General features: G+C 39.9%; 17 protein-coding genes. 1 reads left to right on the top strand and 16 read right to left on the bottom strand.

Going from position 1 to position 25056, the window contains the following annotated elements:
* The first annotated feature begins 226 nt into the window (after positions 1-226).
* Positions 227-5161 carry a malectin domain-containing carbohydrate-binding protein gene (locus tag GL182_RS03420; protein ID WP_163378144.1) on the top strand — a complete coding sequence of 1645 codons (4935 nt, stop codon included), beginning with the start codon at positions 227-229 and terminating at the stop codon, positions 5159-5161.
* Between the two features lie 69 nt (positions 5162-5230).
* On the opposite strand, the gene GL182_RS03415 is transcribed toward GL182_RS03420, so the two are convergent.
* The 16 genes from GL182_RS03415 to GL182_RS03340 all read right to left on the bottom strand — a co-directional run bounded on the left by GL182_RS03415 (position 5231) and on the right by GL182_RS03340 (position 25000).
* Positions 5231-6241 carry a glycosyltransferase gene (locus tag GL182_RS03415; RefSeq protein ID WP_163378143.1) on the bottom strand — a complete coding sequence of 337 codons (1011 nt, stop codon included), beginning with the start codon at positions 6239-6241 and terminating at the stop codon, positions 5231-5233.
* A 111-nt stretch (positions 6242-6352) separates the two neighbouring features.
* Positions 6353-7315 carry a hypothetical protein gene (locus tag GL182_RS03410; RefSeq protein ID WP_163378142.1) on the bottom strand — a complete coding sequence of 321 codons (963 nt, stop codon included), beginning with the start codon at positions 7313-7315 and terminating at the stop codon, positions 6353-6355.
* 72 nt (positions 7316-7387) lie between these two features.
* Positions 7388-8455, bottom strand: a complete 1068-nt coding sequence (locus GL182_RS03405; protein ID WP_163378141.1) for a glycosyltransferase family 4 protein — start codon at positions 8453-8455, stop codon at positions 7388-7390.
* Positions 8456-8534: 79 nt separating this feature from the next.
* Positions 8535-9290, bottom strand: a complete 756-nt coding sequence (locus GL182_RS03400) for a WecB/TagA/CpsF family glycosyltransferase (protein WP_163378140.1) — start codon at positions 9288-9290, stop codon at positions 8535-8537.
* Between the two features lie 215 nt (positions 9291-9505).
* Positions 9506-10720, bottom strand: coding sequence for a delta-aminolevulinic acid dehydratase (locus GL182_RS03395; RefSeq protein ID WP_163378139.1), 1215 nt, complete (start codon positions 10718-10720; stop codon positions 9506-9508).
* Positions 10707-11846, bottom strand: coding sequence for a hypothetical protein (locus tag GL182_RS03390; RefSeq protein ID WP_163378138.1), 1140 nt, complete (start codon positions 11844-11846; stop codon positions 10707-10709). Before GL182_RS03390 ends, GL182_RS03395 begins: the two co-directional genes overlap by 14 nt.
* A 1-nt stretch (position 11847) precedes the next feature.
* Positions 11848-12936, bottom strand: a complete 1089-nt coding sequence (locus GL182_RS03385) for a glycosyltransferase (RefSeq protein ID WP_240469553.1) — start codon at positions 12934-12936, stop codon at positions 11848-11850.
* A 5-nt stretch (positions 12937-12941) separates the two neighbouring features.
* Positions 12942-13838, bottom strand: coding sequence for an AAC(3) family N-acetyltransferase (locus GL182_RS03380; RefSeq protein WP_163378136.1), 897 nt, complete (start codon positions 13836-13838; stop codon positions 12942-12944).
* A gap of 46 nt (positions 13839-13884) precedes the next feature.
* Positions 13885-16047 carry a bi-domain-containing oxidoreductase gene (locus GL182_RS03375; protein WP_163378135.1) on the bottom strand — a complete coding sequence of 721 codons (2163 nt, stop codon included), beginning with the start codon at positions 16045-16047 and terminating at the stop codon, positions 13885-13887.
* 29 nt (positions 16048-16076) lie between these two features.
* Positions 16077-17090: a glycosyltransferase family 4 protein gene (locus GL182_RS03370; RefSeq protein WP_163378134.1), complete on the bottom strand. Its 1014-nt coding sequence runs from the start codon at positions 17088-17090 to the stop codon at positions 16077-16079.
* 2 nt (positions 17091-17092) lie between these two features.
* On the bottom strand, positions 17093-18430 hold the full coding sequence (locus GL182_RS03365; RefSeq protein WP_163378133.1) for a glycosyltransferase: 1338 nt from the start codon (positions 18428-18430) through the stop codon (positions 17093-17095).
* A gap of 45 nt (positions 18431-18475) precedes the next feature.
* Positions 18476-19729 carry a hypothetical protein gene (locus tag GL182_RS03360; RefSeq protein ID WP_163378132.1) on the bottom strand — a complete coding sequence of 418 codons (1254 nt, stop codon included), beginning with the start codon at positions 19727-19729 and terminating at the stop codon, positions 18476-18478.
* A gap of 9 nt (positions 19730-19738) precedes the next feature.
* Positions 19739-20413: a CatB-related O-acetyltransferase gene (locus GL182_RS03355; protein ID WP_163378131.1), complete on the bottom strand. Its 675-nt coding sequence runs from the start codon at positions 20411-20413 to the stop codon at positions 19739-19741.
* The gene (locus tag GL182_RS03350; protein ID WP_163378130.1) at positions 20410-21780 is read right to left on the bottom strand and encodes a lipopolysaccharide biosynthesis protein; all 1371 of its coding nucleotides are present in this window, start codon (positions 21778-21780) and stop codon (positions 20410-20412) included. Before GL182_RS03350 ends, GL182_RS03355 begins: the two co-directional genes overlap by 4 nt.
* Before the next feature lie 38 nt (positions 21781-21818).
* The gene (locus GL182_RS03345) at positions 21819-24191 is read right to left on the bottom strand and encodes a GumC family protein (RefSeq protein WP_163378129.1); all 2373 of its coding nucleotides are present in this window, start codon (positions 24189-24191) and stop codon (positions 21819-21821) included.
* Between the two features lie 11 nt (positions 24192-24202).
* Entirely contained in the window at positions 24203-25000 is a 798-nt protein-coding gene (locus GL182_RS03340; RefSeq protein WP_163378128.1) for a polysaccharide biosynthesis/export family protein, read from the bottom strand.
* Positions 25001-25056 lie beyond the last annotated feature (56 nt).

Raw genomic sequence — 25056 nt, 5'->3', positions numbered from 1 at the left:
TTGTTTTTAAAATATTATACCCTTAATTATCAAAATAGTAATCATTTAAAGAATATCATTTTGATATATGCGAAATTCAAAAAATTTAATTGTAAATGGCGAAATACCAAATTGGCACTTCATAAACCAGAAAAGATTAAACAAAATGAATATTCCCTCAAAAAATATCAAGACGACAAGAGCACAAAAGATACTAACTGATTCAAAACATTTAAATATCAATACCATGAAAAAGCTACTTTCAATTCTGCTACTGGTCCTGGCTACCCTTGCGGTTCCAGCCCTCAGCCATGGAGCCAATTATTATTTTTCTCAGGGCAGCGGAGACGATTCCAGAAGTTTTGCTCAGGCACAAAACCCGGACACTCCCTGGAAATCGATTCAAAAACTGAATACCGTTTTTTCTTCCTTGAATCCTGGAGACAAAATTTTGTTCAGACGAGGAGAAACCTATTTTGGTACAATTATAATGAGCAACTCAGGAACCGTGACTAACCCTATCACCATAGGTGCCTATGGAAACGGTGATAATCCGGTAATCACAGGATTGGTCAAGCTAAGCAATTGGAAATCCATCGGAAATGGGATTTATGAAGCAGGCCATTCCCAATTGAAATCCAAGCCACTCACACTGGTATCATTTAATGATCAGGACAAAGAAATGGGGAGATTTCCAAACTCCGACAGCGACAACAAAGGATACCTTACCTATGAGTCTACTGCTTGGAATTCCATTACTGACAAAGAATTGAGCTCCTGGCCCAACTGGACTGGAGCTGAAGTGGTCATTCGAAAAATATACTGGATTCTTGACCGGCACAAAATCACTTCTCACTCAGGCAACACTATCAAATACGCTTCTAACAGTGAAACCAACTATCAACCCAAAGCAGAGTTCGGTTATTTTATCCAAAACCATGTCCGTACACTGGACCAATTGGGAGAATGGTTCTTTGATACCGGAAGCGCCAAATTGAAGGTTTTTTTCGGAAGTGATTCCCCATCTAAACATGCGGTAGAGGTAGCCGCTTTGGACATGCTGTTAACCCAGGTAAAGCGGGTAGACAATGTGGTAATTGAAAACTTACATTTTAAAGGGGCCAATACAAATGCCATTCACCTCACTACAGGTACTAATGTAACCATCAAAAATTCAAAAGTGGAAATGGTTGGAGAAAACGGTGTTTATGGCGAAGGAAATTACAAACTGCGCCTGGAAGGAAATGAAATCAGAGATATTCACAATTCAGGGATTGAATTGAAATCCTGTGACAATACTATCATCCGGAACAACCGCATCAACAACATTCAATTATATCCCGGAATGGGAAAATCAGGAGACGGGAATGGGTTTGGTATTTTCTCTCCAAACGACAATAACCTTATTGAAGGTAATAAAATCATCAATTCCGGCTATGTAGGTATTCGCTTTGGTGGAAATAATAGCACGGTTAAAAACAATTTTATCAATCACTTCAATAAGACTAAAAATGACGGTGGGGGCATCTATGTTTACACCGGCAATAGCAACCAGACCTATTACAACCGAAAAGTAATTGGCAACATCATTCTGAATGGACATGGCGTAGTAGAAGGTACAAATATCCGGTCTGCTTTAGCTAAACCCCAATCCGAAGGCATCTACCTGGACGACAATACCACCGGAGTGGAAGTTGCCTACAATACCATCGCTAATATTTCAAGCAAAGGAATCTACCTGCACAATGCCCGGCAAAACCACATTCACCACAATACCATTTACAACAGTACTTATCAGTTGTTTTTCCGAAATGACCATATGGGTGCCGATATTCGAAATAACACCATTGAAAACAACCTGTTTTTCTCTCAAAATGGTGGGCAAAACAACCTAAACATGAGTTCCATAAAAAATGACCTGGGACAAATGGGTAATTTTTCCAATAATGTGTATGCCAGCCCGATGACCGACAATTACCGGATCATCAATAAATACAACATGGGAACGAGTTATGAGACTACAAAAGTCTTGGATTTAGACGGTTGGAAAAACCTTTACGGCAAGGATGCAGGATCCAAAATTCATCCGGTAAGCATTCCTTCTTACGAAGTAAACGGAGTAATCGGCAAAAACCAATACCATAATGAAGGATTTGATAAAGATGCCAATTATGTGACCGTTAAAAACGGAAAAACCTATTGGGCAAGCAATTCCAAACTTGATGGAGGCGCCCTGCGGGTAACCGGGTCTGGTACCTTTGAAATCAATGTGAGCGTTGGAAAAGTGGTCAAGGGAACCAATTATTTGATTCGATTTAGTGGCATTGGTAATAAAGACTTTGCAGGTAAGGCCTATTTACGGGAAAAGTTTTCTCCATGGAGAACCATTAGTTCTGTCAATGCTGTGGAATTCTCTTCGAAAAGAAATGAGTACGAAATACTATTAAACCCTGCTGAAACCTCCGAAGAAACAGTGTTAATGTTCAAATTTGAAAATGTAAGTTCTGCTGATTTTCAAATAGACAACCTCAGCGTTTACGAAGCAGATTTAAAATTGACTGATCCCGATGATAAAATATTCTTTGCTTACAACGAGGGGAACTCAAAAAAATCTGTCAGCTTACCTGGAGAATTTGTGGACATGAACAACAAAAGCTATTCAGGAAGTGTTGAACTGGATCCTTTCCGCTCTATATTATTAATCAAAACTTCCGAAGAAACGGTCAGTCAACCCGATCCCATACAGGAAGCTAGGGTAATTATCCCTGAGTACGGTTCCGGAATGATCGAAGGGGACGACCTTCCCATTACTTTGTATGTAGACGAAGGCAGGGAAATGGAGGTAGAAAAAGTCAACTATTACTACTGTGAAACATTGATTTCCGCAGAGGAGGAGAGTCCTTTGGCATGTACCTGGAAAGATATCCCCTATGGTTCTCACTATATTTATGCTGAAGCGTTGGATATTTACGGCAGAACAGTCTTTTCCGACAGTGTCGCTATAGAGGTGAAAAAGGAGAATGTTTTACCGGTAATTACGCTGACACAACCCCTTGAAAATAGTGAAATCAAAGTCGGTGAGAGCCTGGTGGTAAAAGGGTCGGCTATTGACCTGGACGGAGAAATTTCCCAGGTTGACCTTTTGGTTAATGGAAGCTCCTTTGCCTCTTCAGCAGTTTCTCCTTTCGAATTCACCTGGGCATCAAGCCAGGAAGGATCTTATACGCTTTCCCTACAGGCAACAGATAACGAAAATGGCAAGGGATTGTCTGATGAGGTGGTGGTATCGGTTATTGAAAATGAAGATACAGCCGAAACCATACCCTCTGATGAAGAAATATCAGATACGCCAACCGATAAAATAAACGAAGGTTACAGCCTATTTGTAAATCTGGGCACTCAAAAGGAAATCGTATTTGGAGGAACTGATTTTGAAGGTGAGCAGGCAGTAAGCAGCCTATTTTCAGGTAAGACTTACACCTATTCCAATACCAAATTTCAGGAGCCTTTGTTTCAAACAGAACGAAACGGTGAGCAATTTACGCTGGAAATTCCCGTTCCGAATGGCACATATACCGTCAAAACTTACCACAACGAATTGTACTTCGGGCAAGCAGGTCCTTCTGCTACTAAAGGACGGAGAGTTTTTGACATCCTTCTTGAAGGAAAACTCGTCAAGGAAAACCTGGATCTATATGTAGAGAACAGCAACCAACCGCTTGAACTTACATTTATGGACGTTCAAGTGACTGATGGAAAGTTAGCCCTGGCCATGAATGCTTCTACCAACAGGGCCACTATCAGTGGTTTGTCCATCGTTTCAGATAGTGGAAATGCCGTTGAAGAGGCTTATGAATTGGTTCCCGTATTGCGATTGAAAACCGGATATTACAGGACCGTAAGCTATGGTGGAGAAGATTTTATTCCAGACTATAACCTGGGTTATTTCAGTAATTCTTCTACCTATACCAATAGCAGTGCTAGTGATGACAAGTTGTTTCAGAATGCCCGAAATGCTGAGGTCTTGAAATACAGTATCCCGGTTGAAAATGGCGTTTACACCCTAAAAACCTACCACAATGAATTACATTATGGAAATGGTGGACCGGCCGAAAAAGCAGGCAACAGGGTATTTGACATATTCATTGAAGACAAACTGGTGAAAGATGATTTTGATATTTTTGTTGAGAGTAACAACAAACAAACCATACTCTCTTTCGAGAAGATTGAGGTGAAAGACGGGGTATTGAACCTGGATATGGTGGCAAGCGCCAACCAGGCATCCATTTCAGGTCTTGCCATTTTCAAAGAATCTGGACAGGTACAGGAAAATGTAGGGACAGACCATGTTTTCTACCTGAACACAGGAGGTAAATCCGACGAGACAATATCTGGTGATGTTTTCATTGCTGAAGAAAATAATAAGTCCTATTATACCTCAACTTCCTCTCGTTTCGAAAACAGCCAGGCATCACAGGAAAAGCTCTTTCAAACAGAGAGGAATGGTCAAAATCTTCAATATGCTATTCCTGTTCCAAATGGAACCTATACCGTTCTTACCATGCATAATGAACTTTGGTTTGGACTGAGCGGTCCATCTGCAACTGTAGGAAGAAGGATCTTTGATATCCTTTTGGAGGACAAAATGGTAAAAGCGGAATTTGATATCTATGTTGAAAATGGCAATGCTCCCACCATACTGGCCTTCGAAAATATTGAAGTAACGGATGGAGTTTTGGACCTGCAAATGATTGCTAAAGAGAACAGGGCCAGCATTTCGGGTATTGCCATAGTCGGCTCAGGATCCAAAAGCGGAATTGCCGGGGCAAACCTGAGAGGATACCGGGAGATGTTTGGCAGAGGCTACAAGGAAATGATTGGTCGTGGGTATAAGGAAATGGACCTATATCTGGAAGAACCTTTCGCCAATGACAATCGGATTTTCCCCAATCCGGCAAAGGATAAGACTGTACTTGAACTGGGACAAGAGATAGGACAGGGCAGAATATTGATACACAATATGAGTGGTCAATTGGTAGGTCAGTTTGAGTTGGACTGGATAAGAACTGCAGCAAATCAATATACCATACCTGTAGACAATTTATCTCAGGGAATGTACCTGATAAGCATCAGTGATGATCAGAACATCGTTGACAAGCAAAGACTGATTGTCAATCCATAATAGAATTCAATGCAAAAAAATCCCCTGAAATACTCTTCAGGGGATTTTTTGTTTAAAAAACCAAAGAATTTAGGATCTCTTGGCCACTTTGTGGAACACTTCCCCTATTTGGGTGGCAAAAAAGTCGATGTTATATTTACTAAGATGCAATTCTTTTGCCGTTTGTCCCATTTCCTCAAGATCCACTTCTTCACCGATCATCTGTGAGATTTTCGTTGCCCAGCCAATACTGGTATTGTCCTTTACCCAAAGTCCGATTTTTTCCTTCTCCAAATCTATATCCAAAAAGGGATGTTGGGTCATCAATACCGGCTTACCTACAGCAATGGCATCCAATAAAACGGTTAAACCATAAGTATTACCCTTATTCTTTATTTCTTCTTTAAGTGGAATAATGATAAACTCAGCATTTACATAGGCCTGCAGCAATTGATCATAAGGCACCCAGCTGGTATCTACCGTGACATTGGCTGGCAAATTATCCGCATTTGGGATTGTATTGGGGGTGCAATAAATCATCAAATCCAAAGGAATATTTTCAAAGGCTTTGATTAGCATGTCATAATCCCTGTCTGCCGTACCAGCACAAACAGCATAGGGTTTGCTGTTTGGGGATTTCATTGATTTTATTTCTCGGTAAAATTCTAAATCGGCACCCCACCTGACTGGAAAACACTTTTCTTCCATCTCTTTTTGCGACAACCGTAAATCTTTTGAAGTTTTTTGCAAAAGCTTTTCGGAAAAAAAAGCAAAAGCATCAAATTGTTTGAGCCGCATGATCCCAAATTTATTAAATAGGGAATCCTTTTTCTTATAAAAAATAAAATTTTGATGTGCCAGCCCAACCATAGGCGTTTTTATTAGTCCCAATATTTTTAAAACAGATAACAACCGGCTGGTGGATAAAGGATAAGGCATATAGATCAGGTCATAATTTTTGAGGACAAACAAGGCCCTGAACTGCTGATCCAGGTAAGGGATCTTTAAAAATTTACCCAAGGTATCCAGCCACTTGTATTTCTGGTTGGGGTGAATGTCTACTACAAACTCACCTGATTTCTCAAGTTCAATCTTACCCATCAAATAATGACTTGGATTGATACCCTGCTGCCAGTTTTGATATATCTTTTCAAATGAATACGAATTGATTAGAAGAACCTTAGTTTTTTTTACCATACCAAAAATAGCTAGTTATTTCTTTTCTAATTGATCAAGCCTTTCAGCAATATAGCTGGCAGTAGCTTTTTCAGAACACTTTTCAATCCACCAACGCCGTGTTTGTTGGTGGATTTCTTCCATTCTCTCTTCATCTTCTAGCAGTGAACGGATGATCTTTAAACCCTGATCCCAATTGCCTATCTGAATAATTGGCGAATCCTTATAAAATGGGGTATCGGGGAGGGGTTCTGAAATAACAATACATCCTGCCCTCATCGCCTCAAAATGCCGGAAACATTCTGTCATGAAATACCCTTTTGGGCACAAGACAATTTTGGATTCCGAAAGTACTTCTCCATACTTTTCCGGGGAAAAACCTACCTTAAATCCATCATTAAATATGACAATGGATTTTTCGAAAAAATTACTGAAATCACTCTTGATTTTCAACAGCAACTTCCTGTAATATTCATGGGTAATGATACGCTCCGGAGGCAATAAATACCTGAGTTTGGAAAAAGTCCGATAAAAATTTATTCGGTTCATGTTCAGGTTACCTCTAAAAAATACATTGTATTTTCTATTTTTTACAGACTTATCCGGAAACTCCGGTACAGCATTGACATATCCCAGAGACAAGGGGAACACATTTGAAGCCAGGGCCTTCTCACCAATATATGCTTTGAAAATGGCAAAATATTTATTGGAATAAAAACTTGGATCCAATCCTCCTTCGTCTGAAAAATAAAGCAGCACCTTTTTCCGACTTGTAGAAAGGTTCCCGCTTGGCGGCATGGTGTCTTTGCAGGAATCGGGGTTTCTTTTATTTACTTTATGATTAGAATAAATGAAAAATTCATAATTGAAAAACCGCGGTCCCAAAAATTCTTTTAGTTCTTCTATCAACCTTCTAATAAACAAAGATTCATTTAAGTCTTCAAATCTATAGTTTGACTCCTCCTCATAATACACGTTGCTTAGTTCAAACAATCTCATATACCATTTATCTAATTTTGATCATATATGCCAATTAATAGGTAAGATAGGTTAGCCATGTATGTTGAAATTTTATTTTCGGTACTTATTGTAAATCTTCAATGCTGCTTTTTCCAGTTTATCTGCAAACAATTCCGAATTGAATTTATCACGATATACCCGGGAAGCATTTTCTTCCATCTGTTGAAAGGAAGCCCGGTCCTTAGCAAGTGATTCTACCGCATCAACCCAACCAGATACATCTCCCTTGGCAACAGTTATGCCAAATCCTTCCCTGGCTGCATCTATATTAATAGACGGGTTTTTGGTGATCACAGTGGGCTTTCCAAGTGCAACCACATCCTGCAAACTTGTCATTCCCTGGCAGCCTTCCAATCTTTCGGGATATTTGAGAGGAATAAGGATGGCTTTGGCTCCGACATAAAACTGCATCAACTCTGCATAGGGAATGAATTCTGAATGAATGGTCACATTCTTTGGTAGATCCGTTACCTCAGGCATGGACTGGGGAGTACAGAATATTTTCAACTGATGTTCCATCCTTCTGAAGGCTTCAATCAGTGTCACGTAGTCCCTGGCAGTGTGTCCTGCACTGATAAAATACCCACCGTTATTATTAAGCGTTTTGGTTTTGAAGTTTTGATAAAAATTGATATCAGGCCCCCATTGAGCCGAATCAATCTTTGACAAGCTCTTTTCATCCTTTATTTTTAATGCTTTAAGGGTATTCTCCATTAATTTCTCACTCAGGAAAAGAATCCCGTCATACTGTAACAATACTTTCCTTGACAACCACCTGATGAAGGAGTTCTTAGAATTCATCCCCAAAAATGGTTGGTGAACCGTCACCAAAATGGGTTTTCGATAAAGCCCTAAAAATTTCAAAAGAAGCAGAAACCGGGTATTGGATAAAGAATAAGGCGCATATAATATGTCATAAGCCTTAGAATGTCCCAAGATTCTTACCTGCTGGTCCAAATGTTTGATGCCAATTAATTTGCCAAGCTTATTTAAAAAAGTATATTTTTCATGAGGAAAAATGATGACCTCCACTTTTCCCCTTTTTTCCAGTTCTATTTTTCCCCAGACATGGTGGCTACCACTGTTCCCCTTTTTCCACAGTTCATAAGCATTTTCCATCGAATAGTTATTAACTAATAATAACCTTGGCTTTTCTGCACTCATCCTTATTTATTTAAAAAATAGCTTTCAATGTTGATTAGGCCTGACGGTTCAGTTTCATTCTTTCTTTATACAGCATTTTAACAAAAGCCAAATTAGTGGTCAGGTACCTCTTCCACATCCTTCCCGGCTCCTGCATGGTCCTGTAAAACCACTCCAGTCCAATATTCTGCATCCACAGTGGTGCTCTTTTGATTTTACCAGAAACCACATCAAAACTACCCCCAACTCCCATAATAAACGGTACCTGCATGATGTCTTTATATTTGTTTAAAAATATTTCCTTTTTTGGGGAGCTTATGGCAACAAATAGGATATCAGCCTGAGAATCTTTTATCTGATGGGCTATTCCCTCCTCTTCTTCTTTACCAAAATAACCATTTCTATACCCTGCAATGATATGTCCACCATATGCCTTGGTATACTTCTGAACAACTTTGGCTACAATATCCTCTTTTGCTCCCAGAAAAAAAATCTTGTACCCCTTTTTTGCTCCAAGAGCTACGAGATTTTCCATCAAATCAATACCTGCTACCCGTTCCGGTAAATGCTGCTTCAAAAATCTTGCGGCCCAAACAATAGACTGCCCATCCGCATTGATAATATCGCAATCTACAATCGAAGCCCTGAGTTCAGGATCTTTTTGAGCATTGACCAGTTTCGCCGCATTGACCACCACATGGTGAAGGTGCTCTTTTTTTTCTATGCTTTGATCAATCAGTCGCACCGTTTGCTCCATGGTTAGCGAGTCTACCGGCACGTTACAAATTTGAATTCTTTTCACATTTTTCATCTGTTTATAATTGCCTTTTAGTGGTCACATAGCCTGTCCCGATCCTTAATCGGGAGAATCTCGCATGGCTTATAACCATCCCGGTGTGTGACGGGTACGTCATGCTCGATTTCATCAGGATAAATTAGTGATTCTCTTTATGGGTTTTTTTAACCAAAAAACATTCCACTTCTTCATTTGGGGTCCAGCTTTAAGTTTAAAATCGATCAATTTATTCAATTTATGCTCCCCGAACCAGCATAGACCGACACGTCATTTTTAAACCATACTGTAAACGACACAAACATCCAGGCCTGTGCCCAGCGCATATAGGGTATTTTGGACGTAAAGTACTTATTTATCTGATAATAAAAATATCCCTCTGAAGATTGCATATTGTCAATGGTCCAGGTCATAACCTTTTCTGCAAGGTGCTTGTACTCCTCAAAGTTGCCCAACTTATCCAAAGTGATAATCAACTGTGTTGGTGCGTGTATATCCACAGGGTACGTACTATTGTTATAATATTTGGATACTCCCTCAGGAGTGAAAAATGTTTGGATATAATAGTCAAATCCTTTTTTCAAATACCCATCGAAGCTCTTGTCATCCGTGTATCTGGTGAAATCAGAAAGGCACTCCAGGTTATACCCTGTGTGAAAATTATCAACCCATTGGTGGAAAGGCAAGGTTCCATAACTCCATGCCCCATTTTCCTGCTGGTACCCGCAGGCAAAATCCACGGCCTTTCTGGCTTCCTGATAAAGTTCTTCCTCCCTTGTGTAATGATAAACCCTACTCAACAACCTGGCGCCAAGGAGTGAAGCATTGAAAACGACACTTTTATCCAAGGGAGAATAGGAGAAAGAAAAATTCCCCTTATCATCGTAGGTTCTGTAAAGGTCCTTTAACACAAAATCACATGCACTTCTTGCGGCATCGAAATATTCCTGCTTATGAGTAATCTCATATGCATCCAGCAAGGCACAGGAAACAAATGTGGTAGCAACAACAGTAGGAGTATATTTTGGCTGAAAAAACGCCCTTGCCTGCCAATCGAAATTATATCCCCAGCAACTTCCACTCCAACCTTTGCTCTGCAGCTCCAGTATCTTATCACCGAAAAAGTAAATTTTTTCCAATAATTTCGGATCGGGAGCTATGCAATAAAGATTACTATAACCGGATAGGAAAAGGCCCATAGCCTTCGGATTGTATTCTTTCGGAACACCTACCAATGGCCTCAGGTTTACAGGTGCCCTTTTGAAAAATTGTGTCCAGGCCAATTTGGCTATCCTTGATTTGGGAAGCAAGGGCAGATTTTGAAATAGCTTGCTATTCAAACTGTCATACGGGTCATATCCTTTGTACCCTTCCTGCTGACAAAAGTTTTCCAAATCCGTAAATGAATCTAAAAGTTGGCGAGAAGTATTCGGTTTAGCTGATGGCATTATTTGTGGTCTGGTTATCTGTTTTTCCATAGTTTTGATGAATTCTAATTACAGCATCTTTAAGTGTCAAAAACTGCAAGGTACTTCTGTTCGATTCAACAAACTTTTCAAATGTTTCGGAATGAATAAATTCTTTTGAATGTCCGATTAACACAAATGGATGAAATCCAACTCCGGACTTTTGGGCAAAACTCCTGGCGTAGCGCAAAAATTGTTGCATCTTTCCTTTAGAAAACAAACAAAAGTCCCAGGTAAGGTGCTCCTTTTCCAGAAAGAATTTTACCTTACCCCAAATGGAACTTCTCCCCTCCACCTTATCCTTGATCTTTACCATATTTGAATTTTTATTTCTTAAAGCTACCCGGATCCGTTGCCTGTCATACTTCTTGAATCTGGTAATTGCCTTTGAAAATATGGGTATTTCTACCAATCCTTTCGTAGTCTGGACAGGCTTTTCCACCGCTTCATCTACCATCCAGTAGGGGGTATCCAACGATAGGTGGCGAAAGTCATAACTATAGAATTCATTATCTATAAAGGCACCTGGAATCACCGAAGAATCGGCAATGAAACCCAATTTAAGTAAAACTTTTACTACCTCTGTGGAGGGAGTTAGACTAAAACCACCTGCTCTGAAAATATTACAATCATAACCTGGGTCCACCTCCCGGATCAGCGACTCAATCCCCGTTTTACCTGTAGCGATCAGGTCTTCCAAACTAATTGGGAAATTTTCATCAGCCTGAAGGGGTACCTTTGTCAGTTTCCAATACCTGTGATCCGGACGCCATTTACCGTCAGAAAATTCGGCATTTACCCAATGTGGGTGAATGTGTAGTTGAATATCATGACCCTCCTGGTGGGCCTGCCGGATTTGGCTTTCTATGGCCTCAACCGGATTTTTTGTATAGCCCATGGAATTCCCGGACTCCCATTCCTTTTTCATCCGAAGGTATTCCATCACTTCAAAAAAAATGGTTGACTTTATGCCATGTTTTTTGCAAACCTTCAAAAAATCCACTGTAGGATAAATCATGGTGTCAAATACACTTCCCGATCCATCACCATATAATTCATAATCCAGGGTCAGGATCAAGTGTGAAACGCTTGTTTGATTTTCTTTCATTTTAAAAATTATTTTCAATATATCCCAAAAGCTTTTCTGCCCTGGCAGTCCAGGAATTATTGGCTGCAAGCAAAATTCTTTCCCCGATCAGCTCCTGACAATCCTCCTCGTAGGCCTTTTTGATACATGCTACAAACTCTTTATCATCATTCGCCTTGTATACAGTTCCTTCCGGAAACTGCCAATGTCTGACATTCAACAGATTGGTGATCACAGCCGGTCTTCCGCTTGCCAGATACTGCCACATTTTATTTGGCGTTCTTCCCGTGTTCGGATCGTCCATATAGTAGGGTGCAATGGCCACATCCATTTGAATCAATTGTTGATGCAAGACATCTCCCGTCATGACTCCATGCGCCACCACCCTGTCTTTAGAAGAAAGGTGATCAAGAAAATCGTCAGCAATGGGGCCAATAAGATGAAGTTCTGCATGCTCTATTCCGAGTATGGCATTCATTAAGCCAAGTGGCGTTTTCTTTTTATCGATAAATCCCAATAAGACTACCTTCAATTTTCCATCCCTTGTCCTTTGCTGCACAGGTGCTGCATTGAATTTTGAGAAATCAGGTGCTCCCAGCGGTAGTTCAAAAGACCTGGGGTTGACCTTCCGAAAATCATCCACCAATTTCTTTGCCGTTGCCAAAGAAAAGGTAGCTGTTTTCAAGAGCCGCTTTTGAGTAAAAATGGTATAGGCTTTTACAAGTGCCGGAACTTTCACATTGTTGATGTAATCATCACTGGCAAAATAGATGAATTTTTCAAAATAACGGCCAATCAGGTGTCCACCAAAATCCGAGCAGATCAAAACTACTTCTTTCCCCTTAAAATGGCTTTTTAGTTTCGGGAATAACCAAAGTTGGTACATTTCATTTACTACCGGCATCCTGTACCTGATCCTGCGACTGATAGGAAAGGAAGGAATCATTACCTGGAAGTTTTCCTTTACCTGCTTGATTTCCATCCCCGGACGTCCGTTCACATTTGAAGATACGAACGTAACCTTGTATTTGTCAGATAAGGCTTGTGCCAACTGGTGTCTGGACCTTGGTGGACTATCCCACACCGTATTCGTGTAGATTACAAATTCCATTGCCATCAATTGCTGTTTTGTTGAGAAAAAGTTGTTCTTGAAACCCCCTTCTGCAATAATTCTTTGGCATGCAGGTACACGGCTTCATTGCTGACCGAATAATAGGGTGCTCCTTTAGAGGCAAAGGAAATATAACCGGGACATTTGGTCTCCTTAAGGAAATGACAGGCAGATACGATTGAATTGACCTTTTCAGGCTGGTGCAAGAAAGTATCTACTGTGAGCATTTCCCCGTAATAATTCAATTTGCCGGTAAATAGCTTATCAGAATAGATTTCAAGTTTATCCTTCAAAAATAAATCTTCACAGGAATGAAAAAAAGAATTTATTTCCACTCCCAGACCAAGAGTCTTGCTACCGGGCAATAGCCTGGATTTATAGTAAGGGCTATGGACATCATAGGGGTAACTGGACTGATGGTGCTCCTGGATCAGCCAATCCCTGTCCTTACCCCAAACTGCCAGGGCTTTTACCGGATGAGGACTGAGTTTCACACCTTCTGCTTCCTTAAAAGTTTGCGTCAATATACCCATATAGGATCTGGACTTGTAGACATCAAAAATCTCCCCTTCCTGGATCCAATAATAGGCATGGCCTGTAGGGTAAAATGGCATCATCAGGTTACCTGAGTCTCCGACCACTTTTTTCAAAACATCAACAGCTTCCTGTGGAGAAAATCCGGCATTCATATTTCCGAAGCTGGAGTGAATAATGAGGGTATCTCCTTCAGCAATCTCCAAACTATTCCGTAAGATATCTTCAAAAGCTCCAAGACTCAGGGGGATCTTATCCTCCCTGGAAAGCTTTACCTTACGTTGATACCTTCTCTTTAACTTCCGGTAGAAATTTTTAATTTCTACCGGAGTCCAATATTTGATGTATTTTAAAACCCTATCAATCATTTACCATTTTGTCAATGGTTGAAAATCAACCCTTTTTCTATCATGCTCAGGAATGAATCTCTTCCAGGTTTATTAGCTGTGGAAGGCCGGTAGAAAGGCTGTCCAGAATCTTAAAGGTGCTCAGGGTAGTCAGACAGATAGATTCAAATGGAATCGGACTCCCTTTGCCTGCTTTTACCTGCTCCAGAAAGCGATGAACCTCCTCCTTATGACCTTTACCAACAGATTTCAATTTAACCTGCTTATTATCCTTGTAAATGCTACCACTTCTGAAGTCATGGATAATGCCCACTTTACCACCCGAAAAAACTTCTATATTTTCCTTAGGCAACGATTTGTCTCCATTGGCCAGGTAGGTAAGGTTACCTACGGATCCGTTACTGAATTTAATGGTGATGGCCACGTTATCTGCAGAAGTAATTTGCTCATTGGAAGTATTGATAGACTCTGCAAAAACCCGAACCGGATCTGCTCCGGTAAAATATTGCATCAGGTCAATAAAATGGCATACTTCTCCAACAATTCTGCCTCCTCCTATTTCAGGAATTTGAGACCAATGGTCTTTTGGTATGAAGCCTGCATTCACGCGAATATTGACTACCATAGGTTCTCCTGTGTTTTCAAATTCTTTTTTGAGTTCTTCTGCCACAGGTGCAAATCGTCGGTTGAAACCTACCATCACAGGCTTTTCAGAAGCATTTTTAGCTTGAACCACCTCTTTTAGCTGCTCCATATTCATGGCTAGTGGCTTTTCTACAAATACACTTTTGCCGGCTTTCAGGCTACTGATCACATAAGAGGAATGGGAAACATGAGGGGTAGCAATAAATACAGTATTGATTTCCTTTTTTTCAAGTACATCCTTTGCATCCGATGAACAAAAATTAAACTTAAACTTGTCCAATACACTTTTAGAAGTAATTCCTTTGGAAGTAACTACCCCGTCCAGGGATCCTCCCCAGGATTTCACATTGGGTATCAGGTAACTTTGTGCAAAACTACCTGCCCCGATAAACCCTGTATTGATTTCCTTGATGGGTTCCTGGTTTACTTCTGTCCTGGATTGTAGTTTATTGGTATTTGTTTCGTATTTCAATAAAATCCCAATATGAGGCTCTTTGACCCTCCCCATTACGATATCATAGGCCTTTTCGGCCTCGGCAATATCAAATACATGGGTAATCAGGGGTTTAATACCAATGGCTTTCCCTGCAATAAGATCCAAAAAAGCCTCCATATTGCGCTGTTCTGTCCAGCGTACATAGGCATAAGGATAATCTTTTCCAAGCTCCTCATAGTCCACATCATACCTTCCAGGACCATAAGAGCAGGAAATTTTTAGTTCAAGTTCATTTTTATAGAAAAATGGTTCCCTGGGAATATCCATTTTCACAGCCCCTACCACGATGATTTTTCCTTTTTTTCTGGCTATTTCTGTAGATAAAACAATGGGATCGTTGGTAGGTGTAGCAGCTGTAATGATGATGGAATCAAATCCCCTACCGTTGGTGAAGTTTTCACAGGCACTGATCAGGTTGGAATCATTGCGGTTAAGCGCCTGATTTGCCCCAGACTCCTTAGATAGGGCTATCAATTGATCTGACATGTCTATACCAAACACCCCACAGCCATTGGCTTTGAGCAATTGGACAGTAAGCTGCCCTAAAAGTCCCAGACCTATCACACAAACTTTTTCTCCCAATCGGGGATCGGCTTGCCTGACACCCTGCAAGGCAATGGCGCCTAAGGTGGTAAATGCTGCCTCCTCCGAGCTTACTTCATCCGGAATTTTAGTGACCAGGTTTTGGGGCACAGAGATTACCTCTGAATGGGAAGCATAGTCAGCTCCGGCACAAGCTACCCTGTCTCCAGGCTTGAATAAACCCTTGGTATCCATTGACGCAATCACCCTTCCTGAGGTACTGTATCCCAAGGCTTTTAATGAATCCAGCTTGGTTCTGACTTTACTGATGGTCGCTGATAAACCTTCTTTTTGAATATTCTGAATCACTTGAGATACCAGGTCTGGCCGCTGTTTGGCTTTTCCCAATAAATTTGCCTGGGCTACTTTTACGGTACTTCTTTCTGTACCAGCACTGATCAATGAATACTCATTCTCTACCAATACCATTCCTTCCGAAATGGCGGGTACCGGTACTTCATCTACATACAACTGCCCAGTCTTAAAATTTTGAATTACTTGTTTCATTGCCTTTAAAGAATAAATTAAATAATATTTTAAATACCTGTGATCTGTTCTAATTTGTTCACAAAATTTTCCCAAGTGTTTTCTTTCATAAATAGTAACCTGTCACGTTCTATTTTCTTGCCATCTTCATTAAATCCCTCCATCATCCGGGGGATGTCTTCAAAATCACCAAAAGTCCGCATGAAATCATATTTTTTCAAATCCTTGAAAGCACCATGATCCGGACCCACGACCACCGCTCCCATCCTAATGGCATCGATTAATGACCCTGAGCTGATCACTGTCTTGGAATTATAGGTAAACAGGGTAAACCGGGATTGATCAGCAAAAACAGCAATTTCCTCCAAACTCAACAACTCGTCCCTAAATTCAGCATTTTCAGGCAATATAGAAAGAATTTCCTGCTTGTAATCCAGGTCCTTACACTTACCTACGATAAGAATTTTTGCCTTTTTCAATGCAGAAGAAGAATGACAAAATTGAAGGAACCGATCGATCCCCTTGTACCTGAAAACACTTCCCCAAATCAAAAAATCATATTTTTTATTTTCAGGATGATACCTGCCTTTACCCAGGAGACCCTTAATGGGATGTGGGATTACATGTACCTTATGGCGATGCTCCGGATACACCTCTCCCACAAATTCATCACCTGCGTGGGAGTGGGTTATGATAAAATCGGAATGCACCATCAGCATATCAAACATCTGTCGGGTAGTAGAGTTTTCTCCCTTATGGTGGGAACCCTTATTGTGCAAAACCCAAATAATTTTCTTTTTAAATGTTTTCTTTAACCAAAGAAAAACCCTGAAAAGCCCTTGCTGAATATTCCCGAATTTTTTTTCCGGTAGTGTCTCGGGCCAGTTAAGGATAAATGTATCTGCTGAAAAAAAGAACAGGAAAAAGTTCAGGATTCCCCTGTTCGGAGACCTGGCATTTACAACCCGGTGATTTTTTGACAATGCGTCTTGAAAATTCAGGATATATGGGTTGGGTGATCCTATCATTTTATCAATCTTGGGATACAAAAAAATGGCTGCCATAATTACACTTGTCTCGCTGTGGTCCTGATTGAATGGGTCAATGCATTAATTTCTTTCCTGAAGGCTGCTCTTACCTTCACCGCATCATGCCTTTCTCCTGCCAATTGAATGGCCGACCTGGCAATTTCCCGGCGCAAATCCTCGTTATCAATGAGTTCAAGCAATGCTGACCTCAATTCCCTGACCTGGTTTTTTGTGACCACTTTTGCCCAATGATGATCCAAGGCATAACTGACCAGAGCGGTATCTTCAGGGGCAAATACCAATACAGGGGTTCCTGAAATCATATATTCAGAAGCCTTAGTAGGCATGGAATATTTGATAAAGGCCGTAGCGGAAGGCGTAAAATCGTAAGGTAAAATTAAAATATCTGCTGCAGCAAACCTATCCGGCAATTCTTCATAAGGAACAAATCCCCTGTGTACCATACAGGAATACCTGTCGGCCCATGACGGTTTCTTACCGACTTGTAAGACAAGTTCAATCTGCCGTTCCCTGTTTTGATTAAGTTCTTCCAGACATTGCGCCATGGTTTCCAATGAACTCTGAATTCCCATGCCCATACGACCCGCATAAAGAATTTGAATTTTATCCCCAAATGAATAGTCTTTCCTTTGACTCTTGCTCCAAAACTCCAATTCAATTGGGTTATGAAAAGTTTGAAATTGAAAGCCATACCGTTTTTGGTAGGCCTTTGCCATCGGTTCGCTTATGCTGAAATGCCTGTCACAACAGGCAAGCATTTCCATGAATTCTCCTTCAATTTTTCTGTGCCAATACTTACCCAATATCCCCTCTCCTGGTAATACTTCCAACCAATCATCCATCATGTGGAAAACCATGGGCTTATTTAGATATTGCTGAATCAACCGGCAGAATACTACAGCTTCCCTCCTTTGAGCCTGCGCATAAATCACATCAGGAGCATAGGCATCTAACCAACGACAAAGCTCAGGAGATAGTTGTAGTCTGGATGCCCAATTCAATACACCTATCCATTTTAAAAAAGGATTTATATATTCCTTGAGCAACCTTTCCCTCAAAGGTGATTTTTGCAGCGTCTTTACTTTCTTTTCCCTTTTATTTACGGTGACGGGGCCAGATTCATATTTTCTCTTGAGCAGACTCAATGGAAACTGCCAGATATGCTCTTTGTGACCCAACTGGTAGTACTGATCACAGGCTTCCAATTGGGTTTGTTCATTCAGAAGATTTCCGAGACAGACTACTGCTAGTTTATCCTTTTGCCAGCCTTTAAATAAATTGGACAGGGTAATCCCTCCACCCGATATATTATTAAAAGGTTGGTTCAATATCAAAACTTTTGGGAAATCTTTCATTATAAAATTTTTAAACAATAAAATTTAATTTTAAAAGTAAAAAAATCATCCTGAAAAACCTGCTTTAATGTCTTCATCAGACATATTTCTGAGATCCTTGGAATACCCAATTCCAATGGAAATCCATAAAAGCATGTGATTCAGATCAGTATTAAAAACATTTAATGGATATAGCGATAAAATCCACAACACAATCCAGATTGCAGCCACTTTAGACAAAAGATTCTTTGAAAAAAAGAAAGCCTTAAATGCTGCCGGTATAGCCATTAGAAAAATCAATCCCAAATAAATCACCCCTCCTTTCAGAATGATATTCAGGTAATCCGTTTCAATCATTGTACGGTATCCGGAGGAGTCGTTCATGTCAATATTAGGACACCAATATTTACCATTAATCCCTCTTCCAATCACCCAATCTACGGGTCCAAAATCCCTGGCCATGGCCACCTCTACACCTGTCCTGGTATCCTCCATTCCCCTCTCATTCAATTCTCCAAAATAGGTATATTTATTCTCCTGATAAAATTTCGGTCCATAAACGGCTAAAACTCCAATAAATAATGCAAGAACACCACTCATTACCAGCTTATAGTTCGATTTAAAATAGAAAATCACCATAAAAATCAGTAAATGAGAGGTGGATAGCACCATGATTGCCCGCCTGGCTTTAAAGGTTGAGATCCCGATAATCATCAGCAGAACAATGAATGCCAGGATATTTCGGTTTTTGCTATGGTATATATAGGTAAATAGCAAAAAGGAAACAGGTACACCCAAATGTTTAAAAAATCCTTCAAAGGTAAATTTTTGTTGAACATTCTGATCATAATGGGTAAATACAAGGTCTGCGTAAACAGCATTCAATAAAATAAACATTATCGAATAAATGACGATAATATCAAAAATCCTGGAATAAAATTTTAAATTTTTAGGTATTAAAAGAATTAAGGGAAAGAAATATTTGATAAAACTGGAAAAAAACAATCTTTTTGTAAACTCATAGGTATAATCATAGCCATGAAACAAGATAAAAATCGAGTACATGATGTAAATGAACAGCGTAATCCTTAAAAAATAATTTTTTACAGAAAATTGAACGGTGGTAGCTACAGCATATATGATACCTAAAATGGCAAAGGCCTGGATCAACTGAATCACCTTTATCATACCCGTGGCATAGGTTGCGGTAAAAGCAGAACCGATCCCATATATGGCAACACAGGTCCAAAAAATAACCATTTTTTTGTCCAGGTATGCTGTAAATTCTCTGTACAACAATATTTGGTTGGATTGATTCACAATAAATCCTTATTTTTCAGTAGTTTGAGATTCTATTTTAAGAAATTTTTCAACATCATAAAACATTTCCTCGACTTTCATCAGGGTAGCTTCATCCTGATCCCACCACCTGGACTTTAATAATCCTTCAATGGTTTTTTCATCAAAGCGGTATTTGATGATTTTAATGGGACAGCCAACCGCTACTGCGTAGGGAGGAATATCTTTACTGACAACTGCCCCTGCCCCTATCACTGCGCCATCACCGATGGTAACTCCATCAAGAATGGTCACATTGGCACCAATAAAAACATCGTTTCCAATGGTTATAGGAATTAGTTCCTTCACTTTTGTCTCCTTACAGTAGGTAAAGCCAACCTGACAGCTGGTTGAATAAAAAACTGGAGAAGTAGAAATTCCATCGATGGGATGAACACCCCAACCACTGACCAAATTTGGCCCAATGGAACAAAATTTCCCTATGGATGTATTATAAATTCTTGCGTTTAATGAAATGTAAGATCCTAAATCTACTTTGGTATTGCTCAGCACATGGTATTTGAAAACCCTGGCTTTCGGATGAATTTGGCTGTTGATCAGGTTGCTTCCCAATATTTCCCAATGTACCTTCTCGTTTTTGGCTGACACCTTGATCAGGTAATACAGGTTGGAAATAAAATTCAATACCGGTTTGAAAACATTCATTCGTTCCAAATATTTTTAGCTGTTTTATTTAATATTTTATGTGTCTGTATGGAAAACACGATCCCCATGGTGCCAAAAATCAAGGCACTGGTCATGGTTATACCCACCAACCCGAACATTTTCCCTAGAAAAATGGCCAATGGAATATTTAATAAAGCCGTAATGGATACCAGGTACAATTGCAATTTGATTTTCCCTATCCCATTCAGGAAAAACACATGCATGGTTTGCCAAATAGCTACTATTACATAAAGACACATGGCAATAGAAAGTTCAAATGGGACTTTCACAGTATCTCCTACCCAAATATCATATAGAAAAGGAGAAGCAAATAAGATGCCTACCGATGCAAGTATGGCCAAAAACCATATTTTCCTCATCTTGGCAAGGGTGTTTTTGATCCATCCATACTCTTCCCTGACATACGCATCCGTGAAAGCGCTCCACATGGGAGTCACCACGATTCCAAATCCCATAGTGATAATGGAAAATAACTTAAAAGCTATATTAAATGGCGTAACTTCTTCCGGGCCAAAAAGTTGGGTAATAATCACATTATTTGTACTGAAAAGCACCAGAGCCCCAATCTGAATGATAAAAAATTTGGCTCCCAAAGACATTAAATCTCTTGCCAGGCTAAAGTCCACCAGCTTAAAAGCAGGAGCGTAGCGCTTATAGTCATGCGTATAAAACCAAATACTGGAACAGGTCAGTACCAATACCGGGGTAAAACTCAAGGAGGCACCCAAATAAACCAAGTTCCCCTCCGTTGTCTTTGTGAGGATAAAAATTACGAGAAGAGAAAATAAACTCCCTAAAAAATTAAAAAATGAGGCCTTTGCCGGTTCCTGGTTTGCTGTCAATACCGTAGTAATCAACTTCAGCACAAACTGCAGGCAGAAAAAAGTAAAAACGATCAAGGCCACGGCCCCAAGCTCTTCTCCCAAATCCGCAGGGGTATTCAAAATACTCGCCCAATTCAAAAATGGGTTTATTCCCAGAAATAAAACCAGGACAGCGCCTATGATCAAACTGAGAATGGCATAAGTAGTACTGACATATTTCCTTGCGAGAACGAATTCTTCCTTTGCAATACTTTCAGCCAGTTTATTTCTTAACCCATGACCGAAGCCAATATCAAAAAAGCCAAACCAACCCACCATAGAACTAAGGGTAAGCCATATTCCATAACTGGTTGGATTAACATAATTAATTGTCAATGGCACCAATATCAGGCTTATGGCTATACTTCCCCCTTTAATCATAAAAGAAGCCAGGATATTCTTTTTGGCCTTCACACTTCTTTTATGCCCTTTATTGATCGCCTTACTGATGAATAGATAAAGCGAAGCAAATTGATCCTTCATATAAAAAAACTTTCCCTCTCAAATAAAGTAAAAATTAACTATACTTTTTTGGCCATCTTTTTGTAAACCGTGCGTTTTTTCTTCTTAATATCTCCCTTTTGATAATAATCATAGCCATAACTCAGTTTGGTCTTGGCATCATTTAAAACAATCACAGGGTTTTTAAGTTTTTTCTCCTTTTTATTTTCATTGATAAAATCAATCATCTCTGAGGTGGTGTAATTGTACCTCATGATATAGGTGGTAATATCCGAAAATTTGGAAAGTGAAAAAGCATCAGCCACCTGACCAACAGGTGCTGAGTCGATGATAATGACATCATACATTTCCTGCAACTTATCAAGAAAATATCCCACTTTAGGAAGAAGCATTAATTCGGAGGGATCATCAGGTAAGGTCCCGCAACCAATAATATCCAGGTTATCGGGAAGATTATTGCTTTTTACGATAAGGTCGGATATGGTTAGCGAGTCATTTTGCAGATAATCAGATATACCCATTTCAGCTGTCATTCCAAGGTACTCCAGAAGCAAGGGCTTCCTCAGGTCAAATTCCAATACAACCACTTTTTTATCTGCAAGACTCATGCTTACGCCCAGATTGAGTGCGAAGAAAGTCTTCCCTTCACCACTTGTACTTGAGGTAACCAGCACTACTTTCCTATCCTTATTGGGTAAGGCAAACTGAAGGTTGGTCCGGATTAACCTAAATTGTTCTGCCACAGGTGTCCTTACCCCTTTGGAAATAGCAATCGGAATTTTCTTATCGTGGTGGGATACTTCTCCCAAAATTGAAATACTGGTTTTCGAGGTAACATCCCTTTTCACCTTTATTTTTGTATTGAGCTGATAATAAGCAAACACCAATCCAAGAGGCCCTCCAAAGCCCAGGAAAAAGGCAAAGCCTAATATCAACATTTTGTGGGGTTTTGAGGGTTTACTTCCTGCCATGGCCGGATCAATGATCCGGGAATTGCTCACGGTGGTGGCTGCCAGGGACATGGCGGCTTCTTCTCTCTTTTTGACCAGGTACTGGTAATGCTCCTGCTTGATAGCCTGTTGCCTGTTTATTTCCAATAATTTCCGCTCAATCTCAGGTACTTTGCCGCTTTGGATTTCTACCTCTGTTGTTCTTGCCAAAAGGTTATTTCTGGCAATCTCTATACTTGACTTAATATTTTTAATGTTCTCAAGAATGTTTCTTCGAACCGTACGCAATTGCTGGTCTTTTTCTATAATCAAAGGACTGCCCGGCTGTGTGGTTCGGAGCATTCTTTCCCTGTCCCGATTCAATTCATTGAACTGGGTAATGTAGGACATGAGGGTCTGATCCTCAATACTCAATGAACTCGGAACGGCTTGATAATCTTCCTGCTGATTCATAAGGGTATTTTCAATTGATGTCAAAACATCCAACTGAATCGAATACTCCGCAAGCTGTTCTTTTCCTTCATTGAAATTGGATGCATACTGCTGGGCATCGTTACTCAATTCGGTAATTTTATTTTCCTTTTTATAGTTTTCAACTAGAGATTCAATTTGCCTTAAATCTTTTGTCACAGAGTCTAACTGCTCATTGATAAAATCTATGGTGTTTTTGGCGGTTTGATTTTTATTAAGAATCGCTTCTTTATTGTAAGCATCAATGAGATTGTTCAACACCAAAACCCCCTTTTGAGGGACCGGATCGGTAAAACTCAGCCGTACCACACTGGCCAGTTTATTGACAATCATCACATCCAATTTACCGCTGTACCTGCCAGGTATGGAATAGGGATTATTGAAATTGATGATTACGGTACTTGGATATTCCATATCCTTGAGACGTTCTATGGATAGCTCTCCAAAGGGAAAGGCCAGCTTTTCACCAAACTCATGGTTGGAAGTCTTTTCCTCTTCATTCTCCAGTTGAAAATTATTCTCATCCAGGACATGAACTTTAAACCTGGTCAACATGTCCTTATTAAAAAAAGCAGCAGAATCATACCTGTCCAGGTTAACTTTTATCGGTAACTGAGCCCCAAAAATCTCCTTATCCCTGAAATAATTATCTTTAACATAGTAAGATACATTTAGATCAAGTTTTCGGATCGCCTCGTACATCAGGCTAACAGATTTCAAAACCTCCGCTTCATTTTCTACCGTCTTTACGGATTGGTAGGTTTCCAATTCTGAATAAACCGCATTTTGGGAAAAATCAGATCCCTTGTTACCATTGATCAAAATCGTAGCCCCAACAGGATATTCCGGAGTGGCATACTGAAAATATACATAGGCCAAACCAAAGCAGAAAACAACACCCAAAATATATAAATACCAATATTTCAGGTATTTCATGATCAGGTATTTATAATCCGTATTCTCAACCTCCTTGGGTTGAAAATCATCCATCAACATGTCTGACATTTTCATAATATTATATCTTATTCTAAGTAGAAGCGTAAGTTAAACAGAAGCGAAACGCCAACTGAGACCAGCAAACCCAACACTGCAAAAGTACGTTGATTGGTGCTTGCCTGTACTGCCTTGATCTTATCTGGTTCAACGTAAATGACATCATTTTGATGCAACATAAAGTAAGGTGAATTCAAAATTGCCCTGTCATTCAGATTCAATCTTACCGCCTTCCGTACTCCACCTTCATCCCTGATAACCAAAACGTTCTCCCGCTTTCCATATTCTGTCATATCTCCTGCAAGCCCCAAAGCTTCCAAAATGGTGATTCTGTCAGTCTCCAGTGTGAAGGTATTGGGATTGGAGACTTCACCAATTACCGTTATCTTAAAATTAAGGTATTGAAGGTTAACAATTGGGTCTTTAACATATTCCTCCAATCGTTGTGCCATTTTTTCAATGGCCTCCTCTTTTGTCAATCCTTCTAAGCCAATCTTACCTAAAACAGGAAAATTAACCTGCCCGTCTTTATCCACCAGATATCCTTCGTTGATGGGTACTGCTGCATTCATCATCCTTCCATCTTCGGCGGAGGACATTACTCCGGCATTGAATAATAAATTGGATTCTGCACTAAGACTGCTGACGGTAATTTTCAACAAATCACCTTTCTGTATTTTGGGCTCTGGAAAATCCTCAATTTCAGTAGAAAAATCAGAACCTGACTCTATATCACTGAAATACACCAGATTCCTTTTTGCACAACCCATCAGGCCAAAAAACAAAACCATAAAAACCAAGCTGTTAAATAAAGTAAATTTTTTCATAAAATAATAAGACTGTTACATCGATTTTACTCACCGTAATTTTATTACTGGCGAAA

Origin of the sequence: Cyclobacterium sp. SYSU L10401, assembly GCF_010993705.1 — a bacterium.
Taxonomy (GTDB): domain Bacteria; phylum Bacteroidota; class Bacteroidia; order Cytophagales; family Cyclobacteriaceae; genus Cyclobacterium.
Note: the sequence above shows the minus strand (reverse complement) of the source record. Positions and strands in the feature narration are given on the sequence as shown.